This window comes from Pedobacter fastidiosus, assembly GCF_014306625.1.
In the GTDB taxonomy this organism is placed as follows: Bacteria; Bacteroidota; Bacteroidia; order Sphingobacteriales; family Sphingobacteriaceae; genus Pedobacter; species Pedobacter fastidiosus.
In genome coordinates this window covers 7,570-29,442 of the sequence record NZ_JACRYL010000026.1, presented here as the reverse complement: position 1 = coordinate 29,442, position 21,873 = coordinate 7,570, and the positions used below count along the sequence as shown (strand labels likewise).

19 protein-coding genes are annotated in these 21,873 nt (G+C 35.4%); 10 read left to right on the top strand and 9 right to left on the bottom strand.

What is annotated here, in order from left to right; translation table 11 throughout:
• Positions 1-49 precede the first annotated feature (49 nt).
• The 3 genes from H7U22_RS20325 (at position 50) to H7U22_RS20315 (ending at position 4,751) form a co-directional block, all read left to right on the top strand.
• Complete coding sequence (locus H7U22_RS20325) at positions 50-1,684, top strand: TldD/PmbA family protein (RefSeq protein WP_187073178.1); 1,635 nt, start codon at positions 50-52, stop codon at positions 1,682-1,684.
• Positions 1,685-1,686: 2 nt separating this feature from the next.
• On the top strand, positions 1,687-3,003 hold the full coding sequence (locus H7U22_RS20320) for a TldD/PmbA family protein (RefSeq protein ID WP_187073177.1): 1,317 nt from the start codon (positions 1,687-1,689) through the stop codon (positions 3,001-3,003).
• A 107-nt stretch (positions 3,004-3,110) separates the two neighbouring features.
• Positions 3,111-4,751, top strand: coding sequence for a TldD/PmbA family protein (locus tag H7U22_RS20315; protein ID WP_187073176.1), 1,641 nt, complete (start codon positions 3,111-3,113; stop codon positions 4,749-4,751).
• Between the two features lie 16 nt (positions 4,752-4,767).
• Here H7U22_RS20315 and H7U22_RS20310 read toward each other — a convergent pair whose 3' ends face one another.
• A complete protein-coding gene (locus H7U22_RS20310) occupies positions 4,768-5,193 on the bottom strand; it encodes a luciferase domain-containing protein (protein WP_222621917.1) in 426 nt (141 codons plus the stop codon).
• Entirely contained in the window at positions 5,193-6,101 is a 909-nt protein-coding gene (locus tag H7U22_RS20305) for an SRPBCC family protein (RefSeq protein ID WP_187073175.1), read from the bottom strand. Before H7U22_RS20305 ends, H7U22_RS20310 begins: the two co-directional genes overlap by 1 nt.
• A 336-nt stretch (positions 6,102-6,437) precedes the next feature.
• Here H7U22_RS20305 and H7U22_RS20300 point away from each other — a divergent pair, with 336 nt between their 5' ends.
• Positions 6,438-8,486, top strand: coding sequence for a tetratricopeptide repeat-containing sensor histidine kinase (locus H7U22_RS20300; protein WP_187073174.1), 2,049 nt, complete (start codon positions 6,438-6,440; stop codon positions 8,484-8,486).
• Positions 8,487-8,492: 6 nt separating this feature from the next.
• On the opposite strand, the gene H7U22_RS20295 is transcribed toward H7U22_RS20300, so the two are convergent.
• From H7U22_RS20295 to H7U22_RS20285, 3 genes are all read right to left on the bottom strand, one after another.
• The gene (locus H7U22_RS20295; protein WP_187073173.1) at positions 8,493-9,383 is read right to left on the bottom strand and encodes an SMP-30/gluconolactonase/LRE family protein; all 891 of its coding nucleotides are present in this window, start codon (positions 9,381-9,383) and stop codon (positions 8,493-8,495) included.
• 97 nt (positions 9,384-9,480) lie between these two features.
• The gene (locus H7U22_RS20290; RefSeq protein WP_187073172.1) at positions 9,481-11,241 is read right to left on the bottom strand and encodes an ABC transporter ATP-binding protein; all 1,761 of its coding nucleotides are present in this window, start codon (positions 11,239-11,241) and stop codon (positions 9,481-9,483) included.
• Positions 11,225-12,961 carry an ABC transporter ATP-binding protein gene (locus tag H7U22_RS20285; protein ID WP_187073171.1) on the bottom strand — a complete coding sequence of 579 codons (1,737 nt, stop codon included), beginning with the start codon at positions 12,959-12,961 and terminating at the stop codon, positions 11,225-11,227. The genes H7U22_RS20290 and H7U22_RS20285 overlap by 17 nt, the downstream gene beginning before the upstream one ends.
• Before the next feature lie 396 nt (positions 12,962-13,357).
• Here H7U22_RS20285 and H7U22_RS20280 point away from each other — a divergent pair, with 396 nt between their 5' ends.
• Positions 13,358-14,203, top strand: coding sequence for a CvfB family protein (locus H7U22_RS20280; RefSeq protein WP_187073170.1), 846 nt, complete (start codon positions 13,358-13,360; stop codon positions 14,201-14,203).
• 139 nt (positions 14,204-14,342) lie between these two features.
• On the opposite strand, the gene H7U22_RS20275 is transcribed toward H7U22_RS20280, so the two are convergent.
• The 4 genes from H7U22_RS20275 to H7U22_RS20260 all read right to left on the bottom strand — a co-directional run bounded on the left by H7U22_RS20275 (position 14,343) and on the right by H7U22_RS20260 (position 18,014).
• Entirely contained in the window at positions 14,343-15,026 is a 684-nt protein-coding gene (locus H7U22_RS20275) for an MCP four helix bundle domain-containing protein (RefSeq protein ID WP_187073169.1), read from the bottom strand.
• Between the two features lie 103 nt (positions 15,027-15,129).
• Positions 15,130-16,563 (bottom strand): ATP-dependent DNA helicase, encoded by a 1,434-nt coding sequence (locus H7U22_RS20270; RefSeq protein WP_187073168.1) that lies wholly within the window; start codon positions 16,561-16,563, stop codon positions 15,130-15,132.
• A 72-nt stretch (positions 16,564-16,635) separates the two neighbouring features.
• Positions 16,636-16,785 carry a hypothetical protein gene (locus H7U22_RS20265; protein ID WP_187073167.1) on the bottom strand — a complete coding sequence of 50 codons (150 nt, stop codon included), beginning with the start codon at positions 16,783-16,785 and terminating at the stop codon, positions 16,636-16,638.
• Between the two features lie 89 nt (positions 16,786-16,874).
• On the bottom strand, positions 16,875-18,014 hold the full coding sequence (locus H7U22_RS20260) for a putative sensor domain DACNV-containing protein (protein WP_187073166.1): 1,140 nt from the start codon (positions 18,012-18,014) through the stop codon (positions 16,875-16,877).
• A gap of 414 nt (positions 18,015-18,428) precedes the next feature.
• Between H7U22_RS20260 and H7U22_RS20255 the strand changes: the two genes are divergently transcribed.
• The 5 genes from H7U22_RS20255 to H7U22_RS20235 all read left to right on the top strand — a co-directional run bounded on the left by H7U22_RS20255 (position 18,429) and on the right by H7U22_RS20235 (position 21,683).
• Positions 18,429-19,235 (top strand): DUF3822 family protein, encoded by an 807-nt coding sequence (locus H7U22_RS20255; RefSeq protein WP_187073165.1) that lies wholly within the window; start codon positions 18,429-18,431, stop codon positions 19,233-19,235.
• Positions 19,226-19,762 (top strand): 16S rRNA (guanine(966)-N(2))-methyltransferase RsmD, encoded by a 537-nt coding sequence (gene rsmD, locus H7U22_RS20250; RefSeq protein WP_187073164.1) that lies wholly within the window; start codon positions 19,226-19,228, stop codon positions 19,760-19,762. The genes H7U22_RS20255 and rsmD overlap by 10 nt, the downstream gene beginning before the upstream one ends.
• A 174-nt stretch (positions 19,763-19,936) precedes the next feature.
• Positions 19,937-20,398 carry a pantetheine-phosphate adenylyltransferase gene (coaD, locus tag H7U22_RS20245; protein WP_187073163.1) on the top strand — a complete coding sequence of 154 codons (462 nt, stop codon included), beginning with the start codon at positions 19,937-19,939 and terminating at the stop codon, positions 20,396-20,398.
• 183 nt (positions 20,399-20,581) lie between these two features.
• Complete coding sequence (locus H7U22_RS20240) at positions 20,582-21,085, top strand: RNA polymerase sigma factor (RefSeq protein WP_187073162.1); 504 nt, start codon at positions 20,582-20,584, stop codon at positions 21,083-21,085.
• Positions 21,075-21,683: a hypothetical protein gene (locus H7U22_RS20235; protein WP_187073161.1), complete on the top strand. Its 609-nt coding sequence runs from the start codon at positions 21,075-21,077 to the stop codon at positions 21,681-21,683. The genes H7U22_RS20240 and H7U22_RS20235 overlap by 11 nt, the downstream gene beginning before the upstream one ends.
• The last annotated feature ends 190 nt before the right edge of the window (positions 21,684-21,873 follow it).

Sequence of the window (21,873 nt, the reverse complement as noted above, 5' to 3'; positions counted from 1 at the left end):
TTTAAAGAATTAGCTATATTGGGTTGTTAAATCACCTAAACCGAACCAATTGAAAAGAAAAGACTTCCTTTACCTATCCGGAATGGGTATGGGCGCTTTGATGCTACCAGATTTCTCTGCGTTTGCAAATCCAATCGACCCATTACAAGCTCTAGATCGAGTAGATGTAAAAATTAAGAAAGAACTGGCTGATGTTGCACTAAACGCAGCCAAATCCAAAGGCGCAACTTATGTTGATGTACGCATTGGCAGATATTTAAACCAATTTGTAGCCACCAGAGAAAAACGAGTTCAGGGCGTTGCCAACACAGAATCTTATGGGGTTGGAATCCGCGTTTTAGCTAACGGATGCTGGGGTTTTGCAGCCACCAACAAAGTAACCAAAGAGGATATTGCAAAAGCAGCAGAACAAGCAGTTGCCGTTGCAAAAGCAAACTCAAAAATTCAGGGTGAGCCCGTTCAGTTGGCACCACAAAAGGGTTTTGGCGAAGTTAGCTGGAAAACACCTATAGAAATAAATTCTTTCGAAGTTCCTGTTAAAGAAAAGGTAGATCTTTTACTAAGTGTAAACGATGTTGCCATGCAAAATGGTGCTAATTTTGTTAATTCAGTACTGTTTGCCGTTAATGAACAAAAATATTTCGCATCTACTGATGGTTCTTATATCGATCAAGATGTGCATCGAATCTATCCAACTTTCAACGTAACTAGAATTGATAAAGAATCGGGCAAGTTCAAAACTCGTAACTCGTTAAGTTCTCCAATGGGAATGGGTTACGAATATATGCATGCCAGACCAGAGGATAAAGTAAGTGGAATTGTGACGCGTTACAAAGGTCGTTACGATATGCTTGAAGATGCAAAAGCGGCAGCAATTGTTGCTGGTGAAAAAGTTAAGGCAAAATCTGTAGAGCCGGGCAAATACGATTTGGTTTTAGATCCTTCTCACCTTTGGTTAACCATCCACGAATCTGTTGGACACCCAACTGAATTAGATCGCGTTTTGGGCTATGAAGCAAATTATGCAGGCACAAGTTTTCTTACTTTGGATAAATGGGAATCGAAAAAATTCAAGTTTGGAAGCGATAAGGTAAATATTGTTGCCGATAAAACTCAGGTAGGCTCTTTAGGAGCTGTTGGATATGATGATGAAGGCGTGAAGTGTAAAAAATGGGATTTGATTAAAGAAGGTGTTCTGGTAAATTATCAGGCCATTCGCGATCAAGCGCACATTATTGGTTTAACAGAATCGCAAGGTTGCTGTTATTCTCAAGGTTGGGATGATGTTCAATTTCAACGCATGCCGAATGTTTCTTTACAACCAGGAAAAGAAAAACTGAGTGTAGATGATATGATCAAAAATGTAGAAAAAGGAATTTATATTATTGGTGATGGTAGTTTTTCAATCGATCAGCAACGTTATAATTTCCAGTTTGGCGGACAGATTTTCTACGAAATTAAAGAAGGCAAAATTGTAGGCATGCTAAACGATGTGGCTTATCAAAGCAATACACAGGAGTTTTGGAACAGTTGTTCTGCAATATGCGATGATAGCGATTATCGTTTAGGTGGATCATTTAATGATGGAAAAGGTCAACCAGCGCAAAGCAGTGCAGTTTCTCACGGAAGCTCAACAACAAGATTTAATGGAGTTAATGTTATTAATACAGCAAGAAAAATATAATTATGGCCATATTAAGTAAAGAAGAAGCCCAGGCAATACTCAAAAAAGTACTCAGTTTTTCCAAAGCAGATTTCTGTGAGGTAAGTTTAAATGGCTCTGATGGAGGGAATATTCGCTATGCTAGAAATGCCGTTTCTACGGCGGGGCAAATCAGCGTAATGAGCCTTGGAGTGAGTTCCACATTCGGTAAAAAAACAGGATCTGCAACCATTAACGAATTTGATGATGCTTCCTTACAAAAAGTAGTTAAAAGAGCCGAAGAACTGGCGATGTTGGCACCAGAAAATCCGGAGTTTATGCCACCTCTTGGTCCACAAACTTTCCCTGAATCTACAACCTACAATGCAAATACCGCAGCCATGACGCCCGATACCAGAGCAGAAATGGTGGGCAAAAGCTTAAGTGTATCCAAAGCAGCAAACTTAGATGCAGCTGGATTTCTGGAGAATTCAACCCGATTCAATTCAATCATGAATTCTAAAGGCTTGTTTGCTTACAACAAGGGCACAAACGTTTCTTTTTCGGTTACGGTTAGAAATAAACAAGGAACTGGATCGGGGTATATTGAGCAAGATTTTAACGATTTAGCGAAGATGGATACGCTTGCATTAAGCAAAATTGCTGCAAGCAAAGCAAATGGATCTGCAGGTGCAAAAGCCATTGAGCCTGGTAAATACACTGTAATTTTAGAGCCACTTGCTGCAAGCGATATGCTTGGTAATATGTTTAGAGGCTTTGATGCTCGAAGCGCCGATGAAGGCAGAAGCTTTATGAGTAAAAAAGGTGGCGGAACCCGTTTAGGCGAGCAGTTATTCTCAGAAAATGTAAATATTTATTCTGATCCTATGAATTTGGATATTCCTTCTGCACCATGGAACGGCGATGGATTGCCAATAAAAAGAACACAATGGGTAAAAGACGGGATCGTTAAAAACCTCTCTTATTCGAGATATTGGGCCTCGCAAAAAGGGGTAGAACCTGTACCTTTTAGTAGAAGCATAGTTGTAGAGGGTGGAACGCAAAGCCTAGAAGAACTCATCAAAAGCACAGAAAAAGGAATCTTAGTTACCCGTTTCTGGTACATCAGATCTGTTGATCCTCAAACTTTATTATTAACAGGACTAACCCGTGATGGTACTTTTTACATTGAAAACGGAGAGATAAAATTCCCAATCAAAAATTTCAGGTTTAATGAAAGTCCTGTAATTATGCTTAACAATGTAGAAGCATTGGGCAAACCGGTAAGAACTGGAAGTGGAATGATTCCTCCGATGAAAATTAGAGATTTTACATTTACATCGCTTTCAGACGCGATATAATTAGATCATCATTTCAACCGAAATAGCTTTGACAAATTCTAACTAATGCATTTGAATTTGTCAAAGCTTGTACTATTGCAATATTTTTAACATCAAATTTTCAAAAATTGAGAAGAAGGGATTTTTTATTTATGACCGGTGTTGGCGTTGGCGCCTCAATGCTTGAAAGCGTGCCTGTTTTTGGCCGATTAATTTCTGTTGAGGAAGCTTTAACACCTGTTGATGTTGCGCTTAAAAAGAAAATGGCAGATATTGCCTTAAATGCCGCAAAATCTAAAGGGGCAACTTATGCCGATGTTCGGATTGGAAGGTATTTAAATCAAGTTATTGCAACCAAAGAAAAAAGGGTTGAAAATGTTGCAAACGCAGAATCGTACGGATTAGGCGTTCGTGTTCTGGCTTTTGGATCATGGGGTTTTGCGGCAACAAATAACCTCGATAATGATAGCATTGCAAAGGCAGCAGCAATGGCCGTTTCAATTGCAAAAGGCAATTCGAAAATAATGAGTGAGCCCGTACAACTTGCTCCACAAAAAGGATATGGAGAAGTAAGCTGGAAAACGCCATTAGAGAAAAATGCCTTCGAAGTACCCATTACCGATAAAGTTGAATTGCTACTTAACGTAAATAACGAAGCCTTAAAGGGAGGAGCAAAATATGTTAACTCAAATCTTTTTATGGTGAATGAGCAGAAATATTTCGCTTCAACAGATGGTTCTTATATCGATCAGGATATTCATAGGATTTGGCCTACGTTTACGGTAACTAAAATTGATGCTGCTGGCGGAAAATTTGAAACCCGTAATGCTTTAAGCGCTCCAATGGGAATGGGTTACGAATACTTAACCCCAATGGATAGCGAAAAAATAAAAGGTGGACCAGTAACCATGTACAAAAAACGCTATGATATTTTTGAGGATGTTAAAGAAGCAACCGCCCATATTGATGAGAAGTTAAAAGCAAAACCGGTACAACCAGGAAAATACGATTTGGTTTTAGATCCTACTCACCTATTTCTCACCATTCATGAATCTGTTGGTCACCCAACAGAATTAGATCGTGTTTTGGGTTACGAAGCAAATTATGCTGGAACAAGTTTCTTAACCTTGGATAAATGGGAATCGAAGAAATTTAATTTCGGAAGCAAAAATGTAAATATCTTGGCGGATAAAACTGAAGTTGGTTCTCTTGGCGCAGTTGGTTATGATGATGAAGGTGTAAAATGTGGTAATTGGGACATTATAAAAGATGGCATTTTGGTTAATTATCAAACCATTAGAGATCAAGCGCACATTATCGGCTTAAAAGAATCACAAGCTTGTTGCTATGCAGATAGTTGGGATAGCATTCAGTTTCAAAGGATGCCAAATGTATCACTCGCTCCAGGGAACGTTGCTTTAACGGCTGCAGACATGGTTAAAAATGTAGAGAAAGGCATTTATATGTTTGGCCGAAATTCTTATTCAATTGATCAGCAACGCTACAACTTTCAGTTCAGTTCGCAATTGGCTTACGAAATTAAAGAAGGTAAAATTGTTGGAATGCTAAAAGATGCGGCCTATCAAGCCAATACTCAAGAATTTTGGAATTCATGTACTCAACTTTGCGATAAAAGCGATTATCGTTTAGGTGGAACATTTTCGGATGGAAAAGGTCAGCCAAGCCAAGTAAGTGCAGTTTCTCATGGCAGTGCAACTTCTAGATTTAATGGTGTAAGCGTAATTAATACGGGCAGAAAATTAGGTTAATTATTTTAAGGATTGCTCAGATAGATTTTTGAGCAATCCTTAAATAAGATTTTCTTAAGAGTGCCATTGCAAGTTTAACATCATCTTCATTCTGTATATAAAAACTAATCCACCCAGATTTTTTAAACACATGATGCTCCTCTGCTTTCCCACTACGGATTAAATCTGCTTTAATTTCCTGACTAAATAAAATATCTAAAATACCATTGCTGTGCACATGGCCAATTTCTCTTTTATTAAAGTTAAATTGAGTACCTCCAAATTTGTGTAGGCTGATATTAATACTTTCCCACCTTAAAACTTCCTCTTCTAAAGTATCAAGCCATTCTAATTTGTTTGGTTCGGCTATAGAGAGCCAAAGTTTTATTCCGCTATCAAATATTAAAGCTGTTAAAGGGATGCTTTTTATAAAACCTAGTTTTTTAACAACGAAAGAAAACATTATTGTTCGCTAAGTTCTTTAATATGATCCATAACCCGTAAATGTACATTTCTAGTGATGCTTTCTGCCCAAACATCGTAATACCAAATTGGGAAAACACGAAGCTTATACCAACTGTTGCCAACAAGTGTTGTTGTGCCGTTCCCATTGTCTTTTAGCAAAAACTGTCCTCTTTTAATATCTATGTGCCCCATAATTTCGGGGTCTTGCGGTTGCCCAACAATATCAAATGTTAGGTTTTTATTGACATCAAAAGCCACAATTTTTTCATCAAATGCGTAGCCATTACTAAATATACATTTTCTACCGGCACCGTATTTATAATCAGTAACAGTAGTTTGCATGGGGCTTGGCATCCCAATTTTAAATAGCCAATAATTATTGGGTTGTTTAATTTTCTCGAAAGCAACAACGTTGTTCCATATTTTAGAGGGAGAAGCTTTTATAACAATTTCATCAGAAACCATATTTTCATACTGATGATCAGCAATTGAATCGACTACAAAAACCATAAAAAGTAGAGAAACAATACTCACATTAACGGTCTGATTCTTTTTTCTAAACATCATCTTCCCAATAAATGCACCAGTAATAACAAATACCAGAATTAGTGGAGAAACGATAATTAAGCAAATTACACCTTCTCCTAAAAATAGATAACTGAGTGCAATGGCCAGCAAACTATTTATTAAGGAGTAACCTATTATGGTTTTGGTTTTTAAATTTAAATCTCGCCAAAACCAAGCACTGATGATTCCAATAAGCATTGGCAGAATTACAAACTGCGAGTACACCAATACTCCAGTTTTTTCTACATGAAGTGCCCTATTTACACCGATAATCAAGAGTACAATTAAATTAGAAATGATAAAGCCTAAAAGTTTGGTGGGTTTAGATGATGTATTCATAGCGTTAAATGATTTGTTTGATCAAACGTACAATTATATTATTAAACTTTCAAAAATTATTGAAAGATAAATTATAAATTTTTAATCAAAATAATTACGTATAAATACGCTTTGTAGTTAAATTATTTATAGATTCACTCTTATTAGTTGTATTATTAAAACTTTAGTTATTCTTCGATTTTGAGGTTTTAAGAATTGGAATTGAAAAGTATAAATAATTTTGTGTAATACTAAAACATCCTAATCTTGATAATTATCAAACTTTGATGTAAAAAATGCCGTTTTTTTACCATTAATACGTACATTCCTTAAGAATTTTGCTTACGTCCCATCGATATGAGTTATAGTAAATATCTCTTTTTTTTGTTGAGTTTATTATCGCTTTCGTGTAATTTATCGAATAGAGAAATAGATAATAAGGTTTTTATAGATAAAGCGATTGATAGTGCGAACAATCTTATCGATTTAAAAAAAACGGCGCAGGCTTATATTTATATAGATTCTGTTTTTCTTTCGATAAAAAAACCAAGTGTTCTTGATATTTGGAAAAAATATCATTTTAAGGAGAATAATCATTTCATTTTAGCTCGTTTAAATAGAGATAAAAGAGAGCTTGCACTTGCAGATTTGTACGCAGACAGCATGCTTAATATAATCAAAAACAATAGAGTTGAGGTTAAACTTAAACATGAGTTCAGCATTTCAAATTTTCTTAAAGGCGATGTGTTATTGGAAATGGAGAAATATGAGCAATCTTATCAGTATTTCCATAAGGGTAAGCTTCTTGCCGACGAATCGAAAAATACTTGCGATCAATCAGATTTCAACAGCCGTTTTGCTTTCTTAAATTATGTACAAGGTAAGTACAGGCAAGCCGCGTCATTATTTTATCAGGCCTACCAGAATAACTTAGACTGTAAGCTGGATGTAGAAAAATATATGGCCATTCAAGGTGCGCTTTGCAATGCTGGTTTAAGTTACGAGCATATTAAAATGACAGATAGTGCTTTGCTCTGCTATAAAAAAGCTGTTTCCTTTTTAGAAAAAAACGAGCAAAATTTTCCATTCAAAAAATCATTTACCAAAGTTGCAAAAGGTGTTGCCTATCATTATATGGGTGATGTTTATTTGGACAGCGGAAATAATGCCAAAGCTGAAGAATATCTAAAAAAATGCATCGATTTTAATGGAAGCGTTGGTACAGAAATAAGAAATGCTCAGATTGCCGAAGTTAAATTAGCCAGATTGTTTTTAAACACCGGCCGATTTAAGGAATTTAATGCTACAATGAAATTTGCCAGAGCTTCTATGGATTCTCTACCTAGCCCAAAAACAGAAATTGAATGGCAGAAATTACAGATTGATTATTTTAACCTAACTCAACAGTATGATCAAGCAAAAGCTTTAGTTCCCAATTATTTATCCTTATCGGAAAAGCAAAATGCTGGGCTTAGAAAACTTAACAATGTAGATGCCCGCACTGAGTTTTATAATTTGCAAAAGGACTACGAATTAACCTTACTTAAAAAAGAAAAACAATTAAGCGATTTATACTTAGTCATAGCTGTCGGATTTACAATCATGGCTCTATTTATACTTTATCAATTATGGAGAAATGGAAAAGTTTCCAAGAAAAACAATGATAGGTTAACCCTGCTGAACAAACAGGTTACAGAACAAAATTTACACTTACAAAATGCCTTAACAGCCCTTGAGCAGAGTCAGGAAGAAAACAAACGAGTTATGAAGGTAGTTGCTCACGATTTGCGAAGCCCAATTGGCGCTATAGTAAGTTTGGCGGGTTTTATGTTAAGTGATAATCGTTTGCAAGAAGAAGATCAACATTTGATGGGTTTAATTCAAAATTCTGGTTCGGATTCTTTAAAGTTTGTGAATGAATTACTTAATAGGGAGGCTGAAACAATTGAAATGGAAAAAGATTCTGTTGATTTAAGTGCCTTACTTAATTATTGTGTAAATCTGTTACAATATAAGGCTACGGAAAAGCATCAAAAAATTGTCCTAACGACTACCCCAATTACTTTTAGTCTTAATAGAGAAAAAATATGGCGTGTAATGAGTAATCTAATTACAAATGCAGTAAAATTTAGCCCTAAAAAATCGACTATTGAAGTAAATATGGGTGTTTTTAAAAATTCTGTACTGATCTCGGTTAAGGATCAGGGAATAGGAATTCCGGAGCAGATTAAAGAAAAAATATTTGATATGACAGAAGAAGCCAAACGTTCGGGTACGGCCGGAGAGAAATCATTTGGTATGGGGCTTGTAATCTCCAAACAGATTATCGAAGCTCACGGCGGAAAGATTTGGTTTAACAGCATAGAAAATAAGGGTACAACTTTTTTTGTAGAGCTTCCCCTATAGAAAGTTTTACTCTATCCCTTTTGCATTAGTTTTAATCGTGTATAAAGATTTAGAGGCCGTGATGAACAAAATATTTCTATCCTTGCCACCAAAACAAATATTTCCACACCATTCTTCAGGAACCTCTATATGGCCAATTTTTTCTCCTGTAGGCTTATAAATCGTAACTCCCTTACCAGTTACATAAATATTTCCATTGCTATCTAGTGTCATCCCATCAGAATGCTGACTTAATACAACCTCTTTTTCACTTAAGCTAGCATCGGCATTAATTTTATAACGATAAGTCTGGTTTGCACCCATGTCTGCAACGTATAAAAACTTCCCGTCGGGAGTACCAACAATTCCGTTCGGTTTTACCACATCAACAGCTACAACAACAGCTTCCTTTTTACCCTTTGGAAGATAATAAACCAATTGCCTTTCTAATTCCGGCTTTTTTCTTGTCCAATAATCACGTTGATAATATGGATCGGTAAAATAAATTCCTCCCTTATTATCCAACCAAATATCATTAGGCCCATTTACTTTTTTACCTTCGAAATCAGAAAATAGAATCTTTATTTTTTTGTTTTTATCGATAGACCAGATTTGATTATTTTCATCAGCACAAACAATTAGATTGCCCTTTTTATCAAAGTATGTGCCGTTCGCACGACCAGTTTTATCCATGTACAACGATAGCTTTCCATGAATATCATATTCCCAAATTTTATCATTCGGCTGATCTGTAAAAAACACATTTCCTTGCTTATCAACAGATGCGCCTTCAGTAAACTTGAACTGAGAAGAAATGAGTTTTAAACTATCCTGAACAAAAATGGAATTGTTTGTTGCTTGGGAAAAAGAATATGTTGCGTTTACAAGCAACGCAAAAAGAATAAAATATTTTTTCATGAATAAAATTTATCAAAGCGCAATGTGGCCATTAATCGCTTCCGAACCAAGTAAAATTGTTGTTTGAAACGTTATGTCTACCTAATATGAAGCTACTTTAACTCACTCTTTTGCCTTTAAGTAACATGCCCAATGCATCATTTAAAGTTCCGGCTTTTTGAACTTCACCCTCGTTAACAAAATAAATTTCATCGGCATTTTCGATGGTATTTAATCGGTGTGCAATAATAACCAACGTTGTTTCTTTAGAAAGCTTGTTTAAAATACTACTCAACAACTGTTCGGTAATGGTATCGATATTGGCAGTTGCCTCATCTAAAATTAAGAGTTCAGGATTCCGTAAAACCGCTCGCATAAAAGCAATAAGCTGTTTCTGACCCAAGCTTATTCCATCAGAATTTGAAGTAACCTGTGTTTTTAAACCATCATCAAAAATGTCTAAAAGCGCATTTAAGTTGGCTTCTTCAATAATTTTTTCTAGCTCTTCATCGCTCACATTTGCATATTGGCTATTGCCATAAAGAATATTATCCTTTACAGTTCCGGTAAATAAAAATGGTTCTTGTAAAATAAACCCAATTTTTTGAGTTCGTTCTTCCGCACTAAAAGAGCGGATATCTTTGCCATGAAGTAAAACTGTTCCTTTTGTAGCATCGTACAAACGAGAAATTAAAGATGCAGTTGTTGTTTTGCCCCCACCTGTTGGGCCAATTAAGGCATAAGTTTTACCTTTTTCGAACTTTAAATTAATGTTGTGGAGAATCTCTTTAGAATCATCATAAGAGAAATGGACATTTTTAAACTCTAATAAAGCATCTGATGTTTCAGTGGTATCAGCTTCAATCTGGGTTAAATCTGTTTCTAAAAGTAAAATCTGCGAAATCCTATCCCAACTTGCCATTGCCACTTGGAAACTGGTCCAAAGGGCGGCCAATTGCCTTAATGGGTTGTAAAAGTTGGTGGCATAGGCTACATAACTCACTAATAATCCAATGGAAAACTCCCCGATTGAAATTAAATGAATTCCGTAAAGCAAAACGATTAGCTGAGCCATACTTGAAAATAACCCATAAACTGGAACAAAAATATTGTTCGATAATCCAGCGCCTATAGCAGTGCGATAATTTTCTTTATTGGCTTGATCGAAACGCTTTCTAAAATAATCTCTCCGATTGAAAGCAATAATTACCTTAAAATTATTTAGACTTTCCTGTACTTCGGCACTTAAAGCACCGACACTTTTTAAATTGCTCGCATTTTTGCGTTTTACCCAAGGGGATAAAATAACTGTAAAAAGCACAATTAGTATTGCTGGAGACAATGTTGCAGCGCCCAAATCGATGTTAATACTTAAAAGAAAAATTCCTGCACCAAGCATGGTTACAATGCTGCCAATAAATTGCATTAGCGATTGTGAGAAAAATTGATTGAGTTTATCCGTGTCGTTATTTATCCTGGAAATTAAATCGCCAGCCTTATTTTGATTAAAAAATGCAACGGGAAATTCCTGTAGTTTATTAAAAATGGCATTTCTTAAAGTGAATAACATCCGTTGCCCAATACCACCCATAAGTTTGGTTTGGGTATAACCGGTAGCCATTGCTACTAAATAAATCCCTAAAAGAAGACCTGCATAAATTAATACGCCATGAAACTGTTTGGTACGGATATAAGCATCAACAGTATGGCCAATAATTAGTGGGCCAACCAGTAAAAGTCCAGAATTTACCAAAATTGCAATCAGCGCCAACCAGAGATTTTTACGTTCTGCGGAAATCATTTTAAGCAATCTTTTGAGTGCCTTATAGGTAGATTGCTTTTCCTGCTTGGCGGTAAGCTGGTTAAGATTGTAGTTCATAATTGCTGGTGCTCTGTTGTGAATTGTAAATTTGAACATACTCCGGACTGCTTTTCAAAAGCTCCGAATGGGTTCCTTCTGCAATAACTTCGCCTTGCATTAACAAGACAACTTTATCATAATGCTCAACAGATGCTATTTTTTGGGTAATTGATAATAAGGTTAAGCCTGGATAATTCTGTTGAATATTTGCCAAGATTCTCTTCTCCGTGTTGCCATCAACTCTGGCTGTAAAATCATCCAACAATAGAATCTTCGGATTTACCGCGAGTGCTCTAGCTAACATAATCCGCTGTTTTTGCCCACCAGAAAGACTACTTCCACGTTCAGAAACAATCGTATTCAGCTTTTCTGGAAGTGCATCTACAAAATCTCTCAGCTCTGCCGTTTCAATTGCCTTTGCTAAAGATTCATCCGTTACGGTATCACTAAAAGCAATATTCTCACGGATACTCATGTTAAAAATAATGCTATCCTGAAAGACAAAGCCAACCTGCTGATGAAAATTTTCTTGATTGTATTCGTTAATCCGCTTACCATCAAAAAGAACTTCACCACTTTTGGGTTCTATTAAACCAGTTAAAATATACAGCAATTGTGTTTTACCCGCAGCCGTTGGGCCAATTACGGCAGTTTTCGAACCGCCTTTTGCAGAGAATGAAACATTCTTTAAAACAGGTTTTTGTCCAAACATTAAGGATACATCCTTAACATCAATATCTCCAATTAATTTTTCAGTTAATGTTCCGGGATGTTTAATTTCGGGAGCGTTCAGTACGCCTTCGATTCTTTGATAAGATGCCGTAGCTTGAGCGATCACGTTGCTCATAAAACCAATAACCAAAATGGGAAAAATAATTAGCGATAAATAACTACTAAAAGCGGTGAATTCTCCCAAAGTCATGGTATCATTTATTACAAAATGACCACCCAAAACCAAAATTGTTAACCCAGATAAGTTGGCAACAAAGATAATGATGGGAATAAGTCCGGCGAAAAGTCGAAGTATGGATAGGCCAAGATCTCTGGCCCTAGAGTTTGCATCAATAAATTTATTGTATTCTAGCTGTTGCGAATTGATGACTCGAATTAAAGCCGAGCCAAGAATACTTTCGCTAATTACTTTGTTTAGCCAATCAATAACCTCTCGGCTTTTAGTAAAAAGAACTCTTACCTTGCTTAAAACGTAGAAAAATGCACCACCAATAATTGGAACAATTGCAATAACGCAAAGGGCAAGTTTCCAATTAATTATTAAAAGCAAGATACTTGCACCAACAATTAAAAAGATAGAAGATGCGATGGAAACAATGGCCTGCGATACGAACATTTTTATCGAATCGGCATCAGAAGTTAAATTGGTAAGCAATTTTGAAGGATTTGCCTGGAGAACATAGGCGTGGCTCTGGCGAGAAATCTGATTGGATAATTTGGTTCTTAAATCTCTTGCAACCCGCTCAGAAGCATAGGTTTGAACAATACTTTGCAGGTATGTAAAAATAAAAATCAGCACAATTGCCACTGCAAACTTAACTAGTATGGGTTCTATTTTAAAAGTACCAGAGGTGTAAGTATCAATTCCTTCGGCTATAATTTTTGGCAGTAACAGGTTGATTCCATTACTTAACAAGGCAAAAAATATGAGCAGAAAAATCAATCCTCGATAAGCGGAAAGCAAACTGAATATACTGGGTTTCTTAGCTTCTTTGGGTTTTTCCATATGGATGAAATTCCTTTAATGTAACTCCAAATTTAACTCAATTATTCAATAGAAAGTGCATATCTATTGCAAAATGAATAAAAGAAGTGTTAGTAATTAATATGGGTATTTTTATATTGAAGTAGAAATGCTTGCCAGAGAGGTTTTATTTACCAACCCATTTTTTATAAACGGGATGGAAGCGATATCCTTTTGTTTTTTAAGATTTGACAATTTTAATATCGGCCTGGCAAGGATTTATCAATGCTAAAAACAAAAGATTTAGCGAACAGCCCGACTAAAGCTTCCGATGAAATACTACAGCACCTTTTCAATTTATAAAACATTAATACAATTAAACATTGTTACCTTTGCAAAAAACAAAAGCCATTGAAGAAAATGGTTAACTGATAGAAAATGATTGAAATAGGAAAATACAACGAATTAAGAATTTTAAGTAAAACAGAAGCTGGATTAAATTTAACCGATGGCGATAAGCTGGTTATTTTGCCTTACCAATATGTGCCTGCAGGTGTAGAAATTGGCGATAACATAAAAGTTTTTGTGTTTGTGCAAAAAGATGGCCGTTTAACTGGTACTACCCAAAAAGCATATGCAGAGGTTGGCGATTTTGCTTTCTTAAAAGTTGTTTCTGACGGCGATGAAGGTGTTTTTATGGATTTGGGAATCGATAAAGATGTTTATGTACCTACTCGCGAGCAGAGAAGACCGATGCAAAAAGGTTATAAATATGTGGTTTACCTTTATTTAGATGAAACGAACGATCGTTTATTGGCATCATCAAAACTGTACGATTATGTTGAAGAAGAGGGGTTCGATTTTGAAGAAGGCGATGAAGTAAGCTTATTGATTACCGAAGAAACAGATTTGGGTTACAATGCAATAATTAACAATACTTTTATTGGATTACTTTATAATAACGAGGTTTTTGATAACATTCAGCCAGGAGAAATCCGCAAAGGCTGGATTAAAAAGATTCGTGTAGAAGGAAAAATCGATTTGACCTTACAACCAAGTGGTTATGGTCATATTTTAGATTCGAAAGTAATGATTATGAAGGAACTTAAAAAAAGTGACGGAGTAATCGAATTAGGCGATAAAAGTACTCCAGAAGAAATTTATCATCGTTTCCAGATCAGCAAAAGTGCCTTTAAAAAAACCATTGGCTCACTTTATAAAGAAAGATTAATTACGATATCAGATACAGAAATTAAACTTCTGATTGATGATGACGCAGAATAATAGTTTTTTTCTGGCAGATTAATATTTAAGACTTTGAACCATATAATACAAATAAGTACATTTTAGATGATGTATTCTTATATGTATTATATGGTTATTTTTTTAACCTGTTCATCTACGAACAATAAAAGCACCATCCTTAATTCAAATTGAACTTCTCGTTTTGGATTTTTACTGCATTAGAAGCTGAAACAATTCCAACAATCAAAATCCCGATTGCAATAGCCAAAATAACTTGAAGCGTAGAATAAATTTTCGTTCCTGAGACAAAGATTTCGGAATCTTTTATCAACTCATCGCCTACTTTCGATTGCATTTTAATTAATGCAGACAAAGTTTTTAAGGCTCTAGTCGAAGTATTTTTGCCAGATGTTTCATATAATCTCCTGCCTTCCAAAACATCATGAATAACTAAATTTAAAATTTTACTTTCTTGAAACTGCTGATGAGCTAATGAAGTTTTCAAATCATTTAAATACTGCTTTTCCTGCTTAACCAATACTGTAAGTTCGTATTTACTGATAACCGAATCAATTTTTCTATTGTGTTTTGCCAACTGAATATTACCTACTGATGGATGAATCGAGCTTCCATAAAACCCCAAAGAATTTTGAATAATCGAATTTTTATGATAAAGATTTTCGGCAATAAAATATAGATCAGTAGCTGGAACTAATCTATCGTTATACATCGAAATGAACGATTCATTGATTTTTTCGACACTTTTATCTTCCAAGAAACGGATTAACAAACTGCAACACATAATGCAGAAAAGTAAAAAAGCTATTTTAAGCTTATTCTTCAAACTGAAGGCGAATTTCATAGTATAATTTGGTTAGCGTGTATTTAAACCACTAAGGCATAATGAACACAAAGAAACTATGCGATTAAATACTTTGTGCACTTGGTGACTTTGTGTTAAATATTTAAAAATAATCTTCCAATGCGGTCTTTGAAAAAAGTTGTGGTGCAAAATTAACCAAATACAGCTCTTTTTTTGCCCGCGTAATTGCAGTGTACAACCAGCGCAGAAAATCCAGATCAATCATTTCTTCTGTTAGGTATCCCTGATCGGCAAAAACAGCATCCCATTGTCCACCCTGCGCTTTATGACAAGTTACAGCGTAGGCAAATTTAATTTGTAAGGCATTATAAAACGGATCTTGTTTAATGGCCAACATTCTTTGTCGCTTGTTTGCAATGTGACTATAATCCTCATCTAAGCCATCAAAAAGCTTTTTATTTTGCTCGTAAGGGAGGTTTGCCGTTTCCAAATTAAGGGTATCCAAAAGCACCTTACAACTAATTTGGCCAGCAGATGGGAAATCCATAAACTCTAAAGTAGCATCAGCAAAGCGGAAACCATAACGCTCCTCTTCACCACGAACGCGGATAACTTTCGCCATATCGCCATTGGCAATAAATGCGGTTTCATCATTTTCTGGAAGCCAAAAATAATTATTCCGAACCACCATAATCTGATCTCCGCCCGTTAATTCTTCTTCCCTATAAAGCAATCGTGCCCTAATTTGCTGGTTGTAAACATTGGCCGATTTATTGGATCTGCACACCACCAAAGTATTTTCAATCCCGAATTTTCGGTAAGCATATTCTAGCCCTTCTACCAAACGTGCACCAGCCATATTATAAATGTCTGTGTAATTTTTAGTTAAGAATTTAGGCATTGGGTGTTCCGGATTCCTTGAGATCTGATTCCTCAACATGGTTGCGTTGGCTAAAATCCCCGATTTCTTTTCCTGCCGAACCACTTCTTTAAGTTCTACCGAAGTAACGGTTAAAGCAAATTTATCTTTAATATATTGCTCGTTTAATGCCGGACTATCCAAACTTCCAACCGGCGGAAGCTGTGCCGTATCTCCAACAAAAAGTAAAAAACAGTTTTTGCCATTGTAAACAAACTCCAGTAAATCACGAAGAATAGATGATCCTGTTTCATTAAATTCATCCGCAATCATCGATGCCTCATCAATAATAAAAAGCGTGTTTTCTGATAAATTTGGTGCAATCTGAAACTGTAATTCGGGAGAAGTAGAAGAACGTTTTCTGTAGATTTTTTTATGAATGGTTAATGCTTTGCGAAAAGAATATTGGCTCATTACTTTGGCCGCACGACCGGTTGGCGCCAATAATTCGCTCCGTAAACCAAATCTCCCTAAAACTTTTACCAACGCCGCTACAGATGTTGTTTTTCCAGTACCAGCATAGCCTTTTAAAACAAAACATCGGTGCTCATCTTGCTCTTGCAAAAAAACCGACATACGCTCGCAAAAAAGCAATTGCTCTTTAGTTGGGGTATGCTGGTAAGCTTGGGCAATAAGTTGAGTTTTATCGATGTACATTTATATTGTCTAATTGTTTTAATTGGTTAATTGTTCGCGATTTGAAAAATAATTTGGAAAGCAAATACAGTGTTAATCGGTTTCAGCAGCCCGTCTTTCCGCTGTATCTTTTAAAACTTCTGTATTGCTTAATAACAAAGTATCTGCTCCATCGGTTGCAGATTTACTTTGCGATCTTCGTTCCTCAGACGTTACTGCAAATTTAAAAGTATATCGCTTCAATACGGTTTAAGTGGCAAAGATAGAAGCTCTTTTTAAAGGCAGCTCCTGCTTAAACAATAAAGCAATGAAACAATAGAAACAATGTTTAATTACAAAAGCAAAGTCTCAATCCGATGCGCCATAACCATATTTTGCTGTTTACTCCAGCTAAAAATAGTAAAATGCCCATCTTGCGAAGCAACAAGACCGATTGCTTGATGTTGATCATTTACAAACTGTGCAACAGAAAAATGCCTTGTTCCACCCAACTGACCAGGGAATAAAATCTTATCCTCGCCATCTACAATAGGTTCAGAAAAGGCGATTTGCTCTACAGTTGGCTTGCCTTTCGCACGTCCAATTTTGGCGCCGAAAGCAATTAAATCGAATTGATCATTTATAATGGTGGCTCCATCTACAGCGGTTAATCCTGCCAAATGTTCAACCTCTCTACGAAGCGCACCTTGAGAAAAAATTTCACTCTGATTTCCACTCTGTTTAGCCAAGTTAGATAATCCGCAAAAAGGTGGTTCAACTAAATAAGTTATTGGATGAATGATTGACTCTTCCCAATTCTGATCATTTTTTGGAACGATAAGCAATGCCCCTCCCCGACCATGGCCACGCATGGAAACCGAAAATTGAATCAATATATTAATTGGATCATTCCAACTTGCCAGAACAGTTAAATCTAAAAGTGCTTTCAAAATTGGCGGGCAGTCGCGGTTTTTACAACTTGTATCATCTACAATTCTAATTTGCTCGCCCTTTAAAACGGCAACATTTGTATATTTTCCAATGCCATAAATACGTCGATGTTTAATTACGATAAGTCCCGGTTCGGAAACATCTACAACGAAGCAAAAATTAGGGATATTTAAAGTTGTGCCCCAAATATAAAGTTCGCCATCTTCTTCCCAAACGCCTAAGTGAATACCAGAACGTTCTATTCCTGGTGCAATTTTAGTAAGCGTATTGGCATTTAAAGCTAATTTTTTAGCAAATTTTAATGGCTTCGAAGTTTGTGATGGTGGCAGAAACGCAATAGAAATTCTTGGCGAATGACCTTCCTCTTTTCGGAGACTGCTCCAAAAGGCAACATCAATTAAAGCCTCGATTATTTTTTTATCTGGTTGAGTCGCCAAATCTACCTCACCTTGTGCAACTGCATTTGCGTGCAATCTTACAAAATGTTGCTCTATTGTACCTGCAATTGTGTTTGCAGCCTTATAAGTAGGTTTATAGATCATGTTTCGAATTTAAGGCGAATATTTCAATTTCAGATAAATGAAAGGTTTGATTTTGGTAAAAAGATTTTTTGGGTTTACGGGAAGAATCTTAACCACCAAGACACAAAAAACACAAAGTAGAGTATTAAAATTATTGTTCAATTGGAACTTCTTTCGTATTTAATAGAGTGTTATACTTAATTTCTAAGATGATCTAAGGTTTCTTAGGTGGTAAAATATTATGCGCTTTTTTCTCACCATCTTATATACCTAAGAAAGAATAGCATTTTAATTATTGTTCAACTGGAACTTCTTTCGGATTTGATAGCGTGTTATAACTCATTTCTAAACTGATCTAAGCCTTCTTCGTGGTAAATAATTCAGCTCTACTAATTTCTTTGCCGTTAATTACTAAAAAACTCTATTTTTGTTTCAATGAGTAAAAACAGCCTTTTATTAATCGACCCGAATTTTAAAGCTGAAGCATCGGTTAACTGCCATTTATTATTAAAAATAACGAATGATAGTTTTTCTTATGCCGTAGTAAGCAAAGATTCTGAGGAGATTAATTTGATCTTTGATAAACAAGGTAGTGATGCTGTTGAAAAGGATTTGAAAACGGCATTTGAAACGGATCCGTATTTATCACTCAATTACAGCGCTGTAAAAGTTACCGTTCATACCAGCAATTTCATTTTTGTACCAGATGAATGGTTTGATGCAGAAAATTTATCTGTTTATTCAAAATACTTGGGCTCAGAAGGAAAAATTTACGCCAAACATAACGAAGAATTGGGTTTCAATACGCTCTTTTCATTGGATAATCTTGTTGAACAGCAACTAACAGAAAAGGCAATTGTTTATCCTCAATCGGCACCTTTGCTTGCGGTATCAAGTCATTTGGCAGATCATGCACTGTTAATTGATTTCACTTCTTCATCTTTTAATGTTCTATATTTAAAAGATAAAAAAGTTCATTTCCAAAATCACTATCAATCAGAAACTGCTGAGGAATTTAACTATTTCCTGCTTTTACTTATTGAGCAATTAGCGCTTAACGAAACCATTCCAGTTTATTTACAAGGCATTATAAACGAAGATGACGATTACTATAATTGCTTGCTAAAGTATTTTAATCAGCTTTATTTTTTCTTTCCAACCGAAAAACAAAACAGCGAATTGCTGGCCGATATGCCTAAACATTATTTCAGCGGATTGCTTGCTTTAGATTTATGCGAATAATTGGAGGGAAATTAAAAGGAATTCGTTTGCAACCACCTGCTAATTTGCCGGTTAGGCCCACAACTGATATGGCCAAGGAAGCTTTATTTAACATTTTGAATAATAAATACGATATCGAAAACTGCACGGTGCTCGATTTATTCTGCGGTACCGGAAACTTAACTTTCGAGTTTGCATCCCGCGAAGCGGAAAGTATTTTAGCTATCGATCAAGATTATGGTTGTGTAAATTGGGTTAAGAACACTGCAAAGCAACATAATTTCGATCAAGTTGAAGTACATAAAGGAGATGTATTTAAGCTATTAAAGCAGATGACGGGTTCTTACGATCTAATTTTTGCCGATCCACCTTACAACCTTCCAAATATTCCTCAAATTCCCATTTTGGTTCTAGAGCAAAAACTTCTTAAACCCAATGGCTTATTAATTGTTGAACACCAAAGTCACATGAAAATGAACAATCAGTTTGGCTATACGGAAACCCGGAAATACGGAAATTCTTCCTTTAGTTTTTTTGAGTTTGGTTAACTACAAGGAATATTAAGTTTTTCTAAAACGTTCGTCATTGCGAGGCACGAAGCAATCTCACTACTATGGGTTTATAGCAAACGCATTAAGATTGCTTCGTGCCTCGCAATGACGAGCTGGGGAGCACTGAACTTTAGCCTTTCTCCTTTCCACTTAAAAATTTATATTTGAAATATGAAAATAGCGCTATTTCCAGGTTCTTTTGATCCAATTACCATTGCCCACGTTAATATTTTACAACGGGCAACGCCTCTTTTCGATAAGATTGTTGTAGGCATTGGTTTAAATAGCTCTAAACAGAATTTCTTAAGTGCAGAACAACGTTTACAAATTCTGAACACTGTATTTGCAGGATATAAAAACATCGAAATTCAAACCTATGAAGGCTTAACGGTAGATTTTTGTCGCAAAATAAACGCAACATACATGGTGCGTGGTATTCGTTCAGCTTCTGATTTTGAATATGAAAGAGCTATAGCGCAAATTAATCAAACGATGATGCCAGAAGTAGAAACGATTCTACTTTTAAGTAAACCCGAATATTCTGCAATCAGCTCTACCATTGTTAGAGATATTTTAAGATACCATGGTGATGTGAGTCCGTTTGTACCAAAAGAGGCTTTAAGCTTTTTGTAATTATAATTTACTTTTCATTCCTGCTGTAACGTTTTAATAAATCGGTTACCAATTGAGTATTAACATTTAAATATGAATACTCGAGCAACTCTTCTTTTTAAAACAAATATTCATTATCCTACGCTTATTTCTAAGTTAAGTTGCCATTTAATTCTATTCATTTAGTTAACCAAAACGCCTTAAATGAAAGAAATTGAAACCATATTTCTCACTTTAATCAATCAGCACAAAGCGATCATACATAAGATTTCAAAAATGTATATGCATGGCGTTGAAGAACAGCGAGATCTATTTCAGGAAATCGTGATGCAACTTTGGAAAGCTTATCCAAATTTTAAAGGACACAGCAAGTTTACCACCTGGATGTATCGTGTGGCCTTAAATACGGCTTTAGTTTATTTTAAAAAAGAGATTAGAAAAGTAGATAAAACGCCTTTGGATGAAAATATCGATGTAATTGACGAGAGTGATAGCGCAGAAAAAGAAGAAAAATTAGCCTATCTATATAAGGCGGTTCAGGAATTAAATGCTGTAGAAAAGGCGTTGATATTTTTATTTCTTGAAAATCAATCGCATAGAGAAATTGCTGAAAACTTAGGAATTAGTGAAGTAAATGCTCGAGTAAAACTCAATAGAACCAAAGAAAAATTACAATTCATTATAAAGAAAAACGGTTATGAATTTTGACAATTTAAAAAATGAATGGAACGCAAATGATGCAGAAGAAACAAATATTTCTGCAGATATGCTCAAAATAAAAGAGGCTCGTACTCCAATTGATATCATTAGAAGAAAAATGAAACATGAGTTTAATTATCAGGTAGTAGCGCTAATTATTATGGCTTTATTACCCTACATATTGGGTTTCTCGCCAAATATGAAACTAATGTACTTAGCTTTCTATGCCATAACCTGTGGTTTTACAGCGTATTACTTCTTCAAATTTTACCAATTCTATAAACATTCTTACGACATGAGTCTTGATACTAGAAAAAGTATTCTTTGGTTTTATTACGAAATGAAATTGAATATAGAACTTTACAAAGCGCTTACCTACATTATTGCATTTATTGGTTTGGCATTTATGTCAGTATATCTGTTTATCGAAAAGGCATCGATTTTTGCTAGGCTCGTAAGCAAACTTTCTCCTGTTTACATTCTTTTAAATTGCTTTGTTACCATATTGATTATTGGCGCAATTACCGAGTTATGGGCTTGGTATTATTACGGAAAGTATTTAAAACGTGTTAAAAAAGTAGTCGATGAATTGGATTTTGAGCGTTAAAAGTTGGCCGTCTTTTCTACTTAATTAATGTTCAAAGATTTCTCCACTTCGGTCGAAAAGACGGTGAGTGTGTAGTAATGCAAAATATTAAATTCAATTGGGGTTTGTGTAATTCACGACCAAGTTGGGCATCCCCGTCATTCCCTCACCTCGATAGGGAATCTTAAAACGATTCTCAGTAAATAAAAGC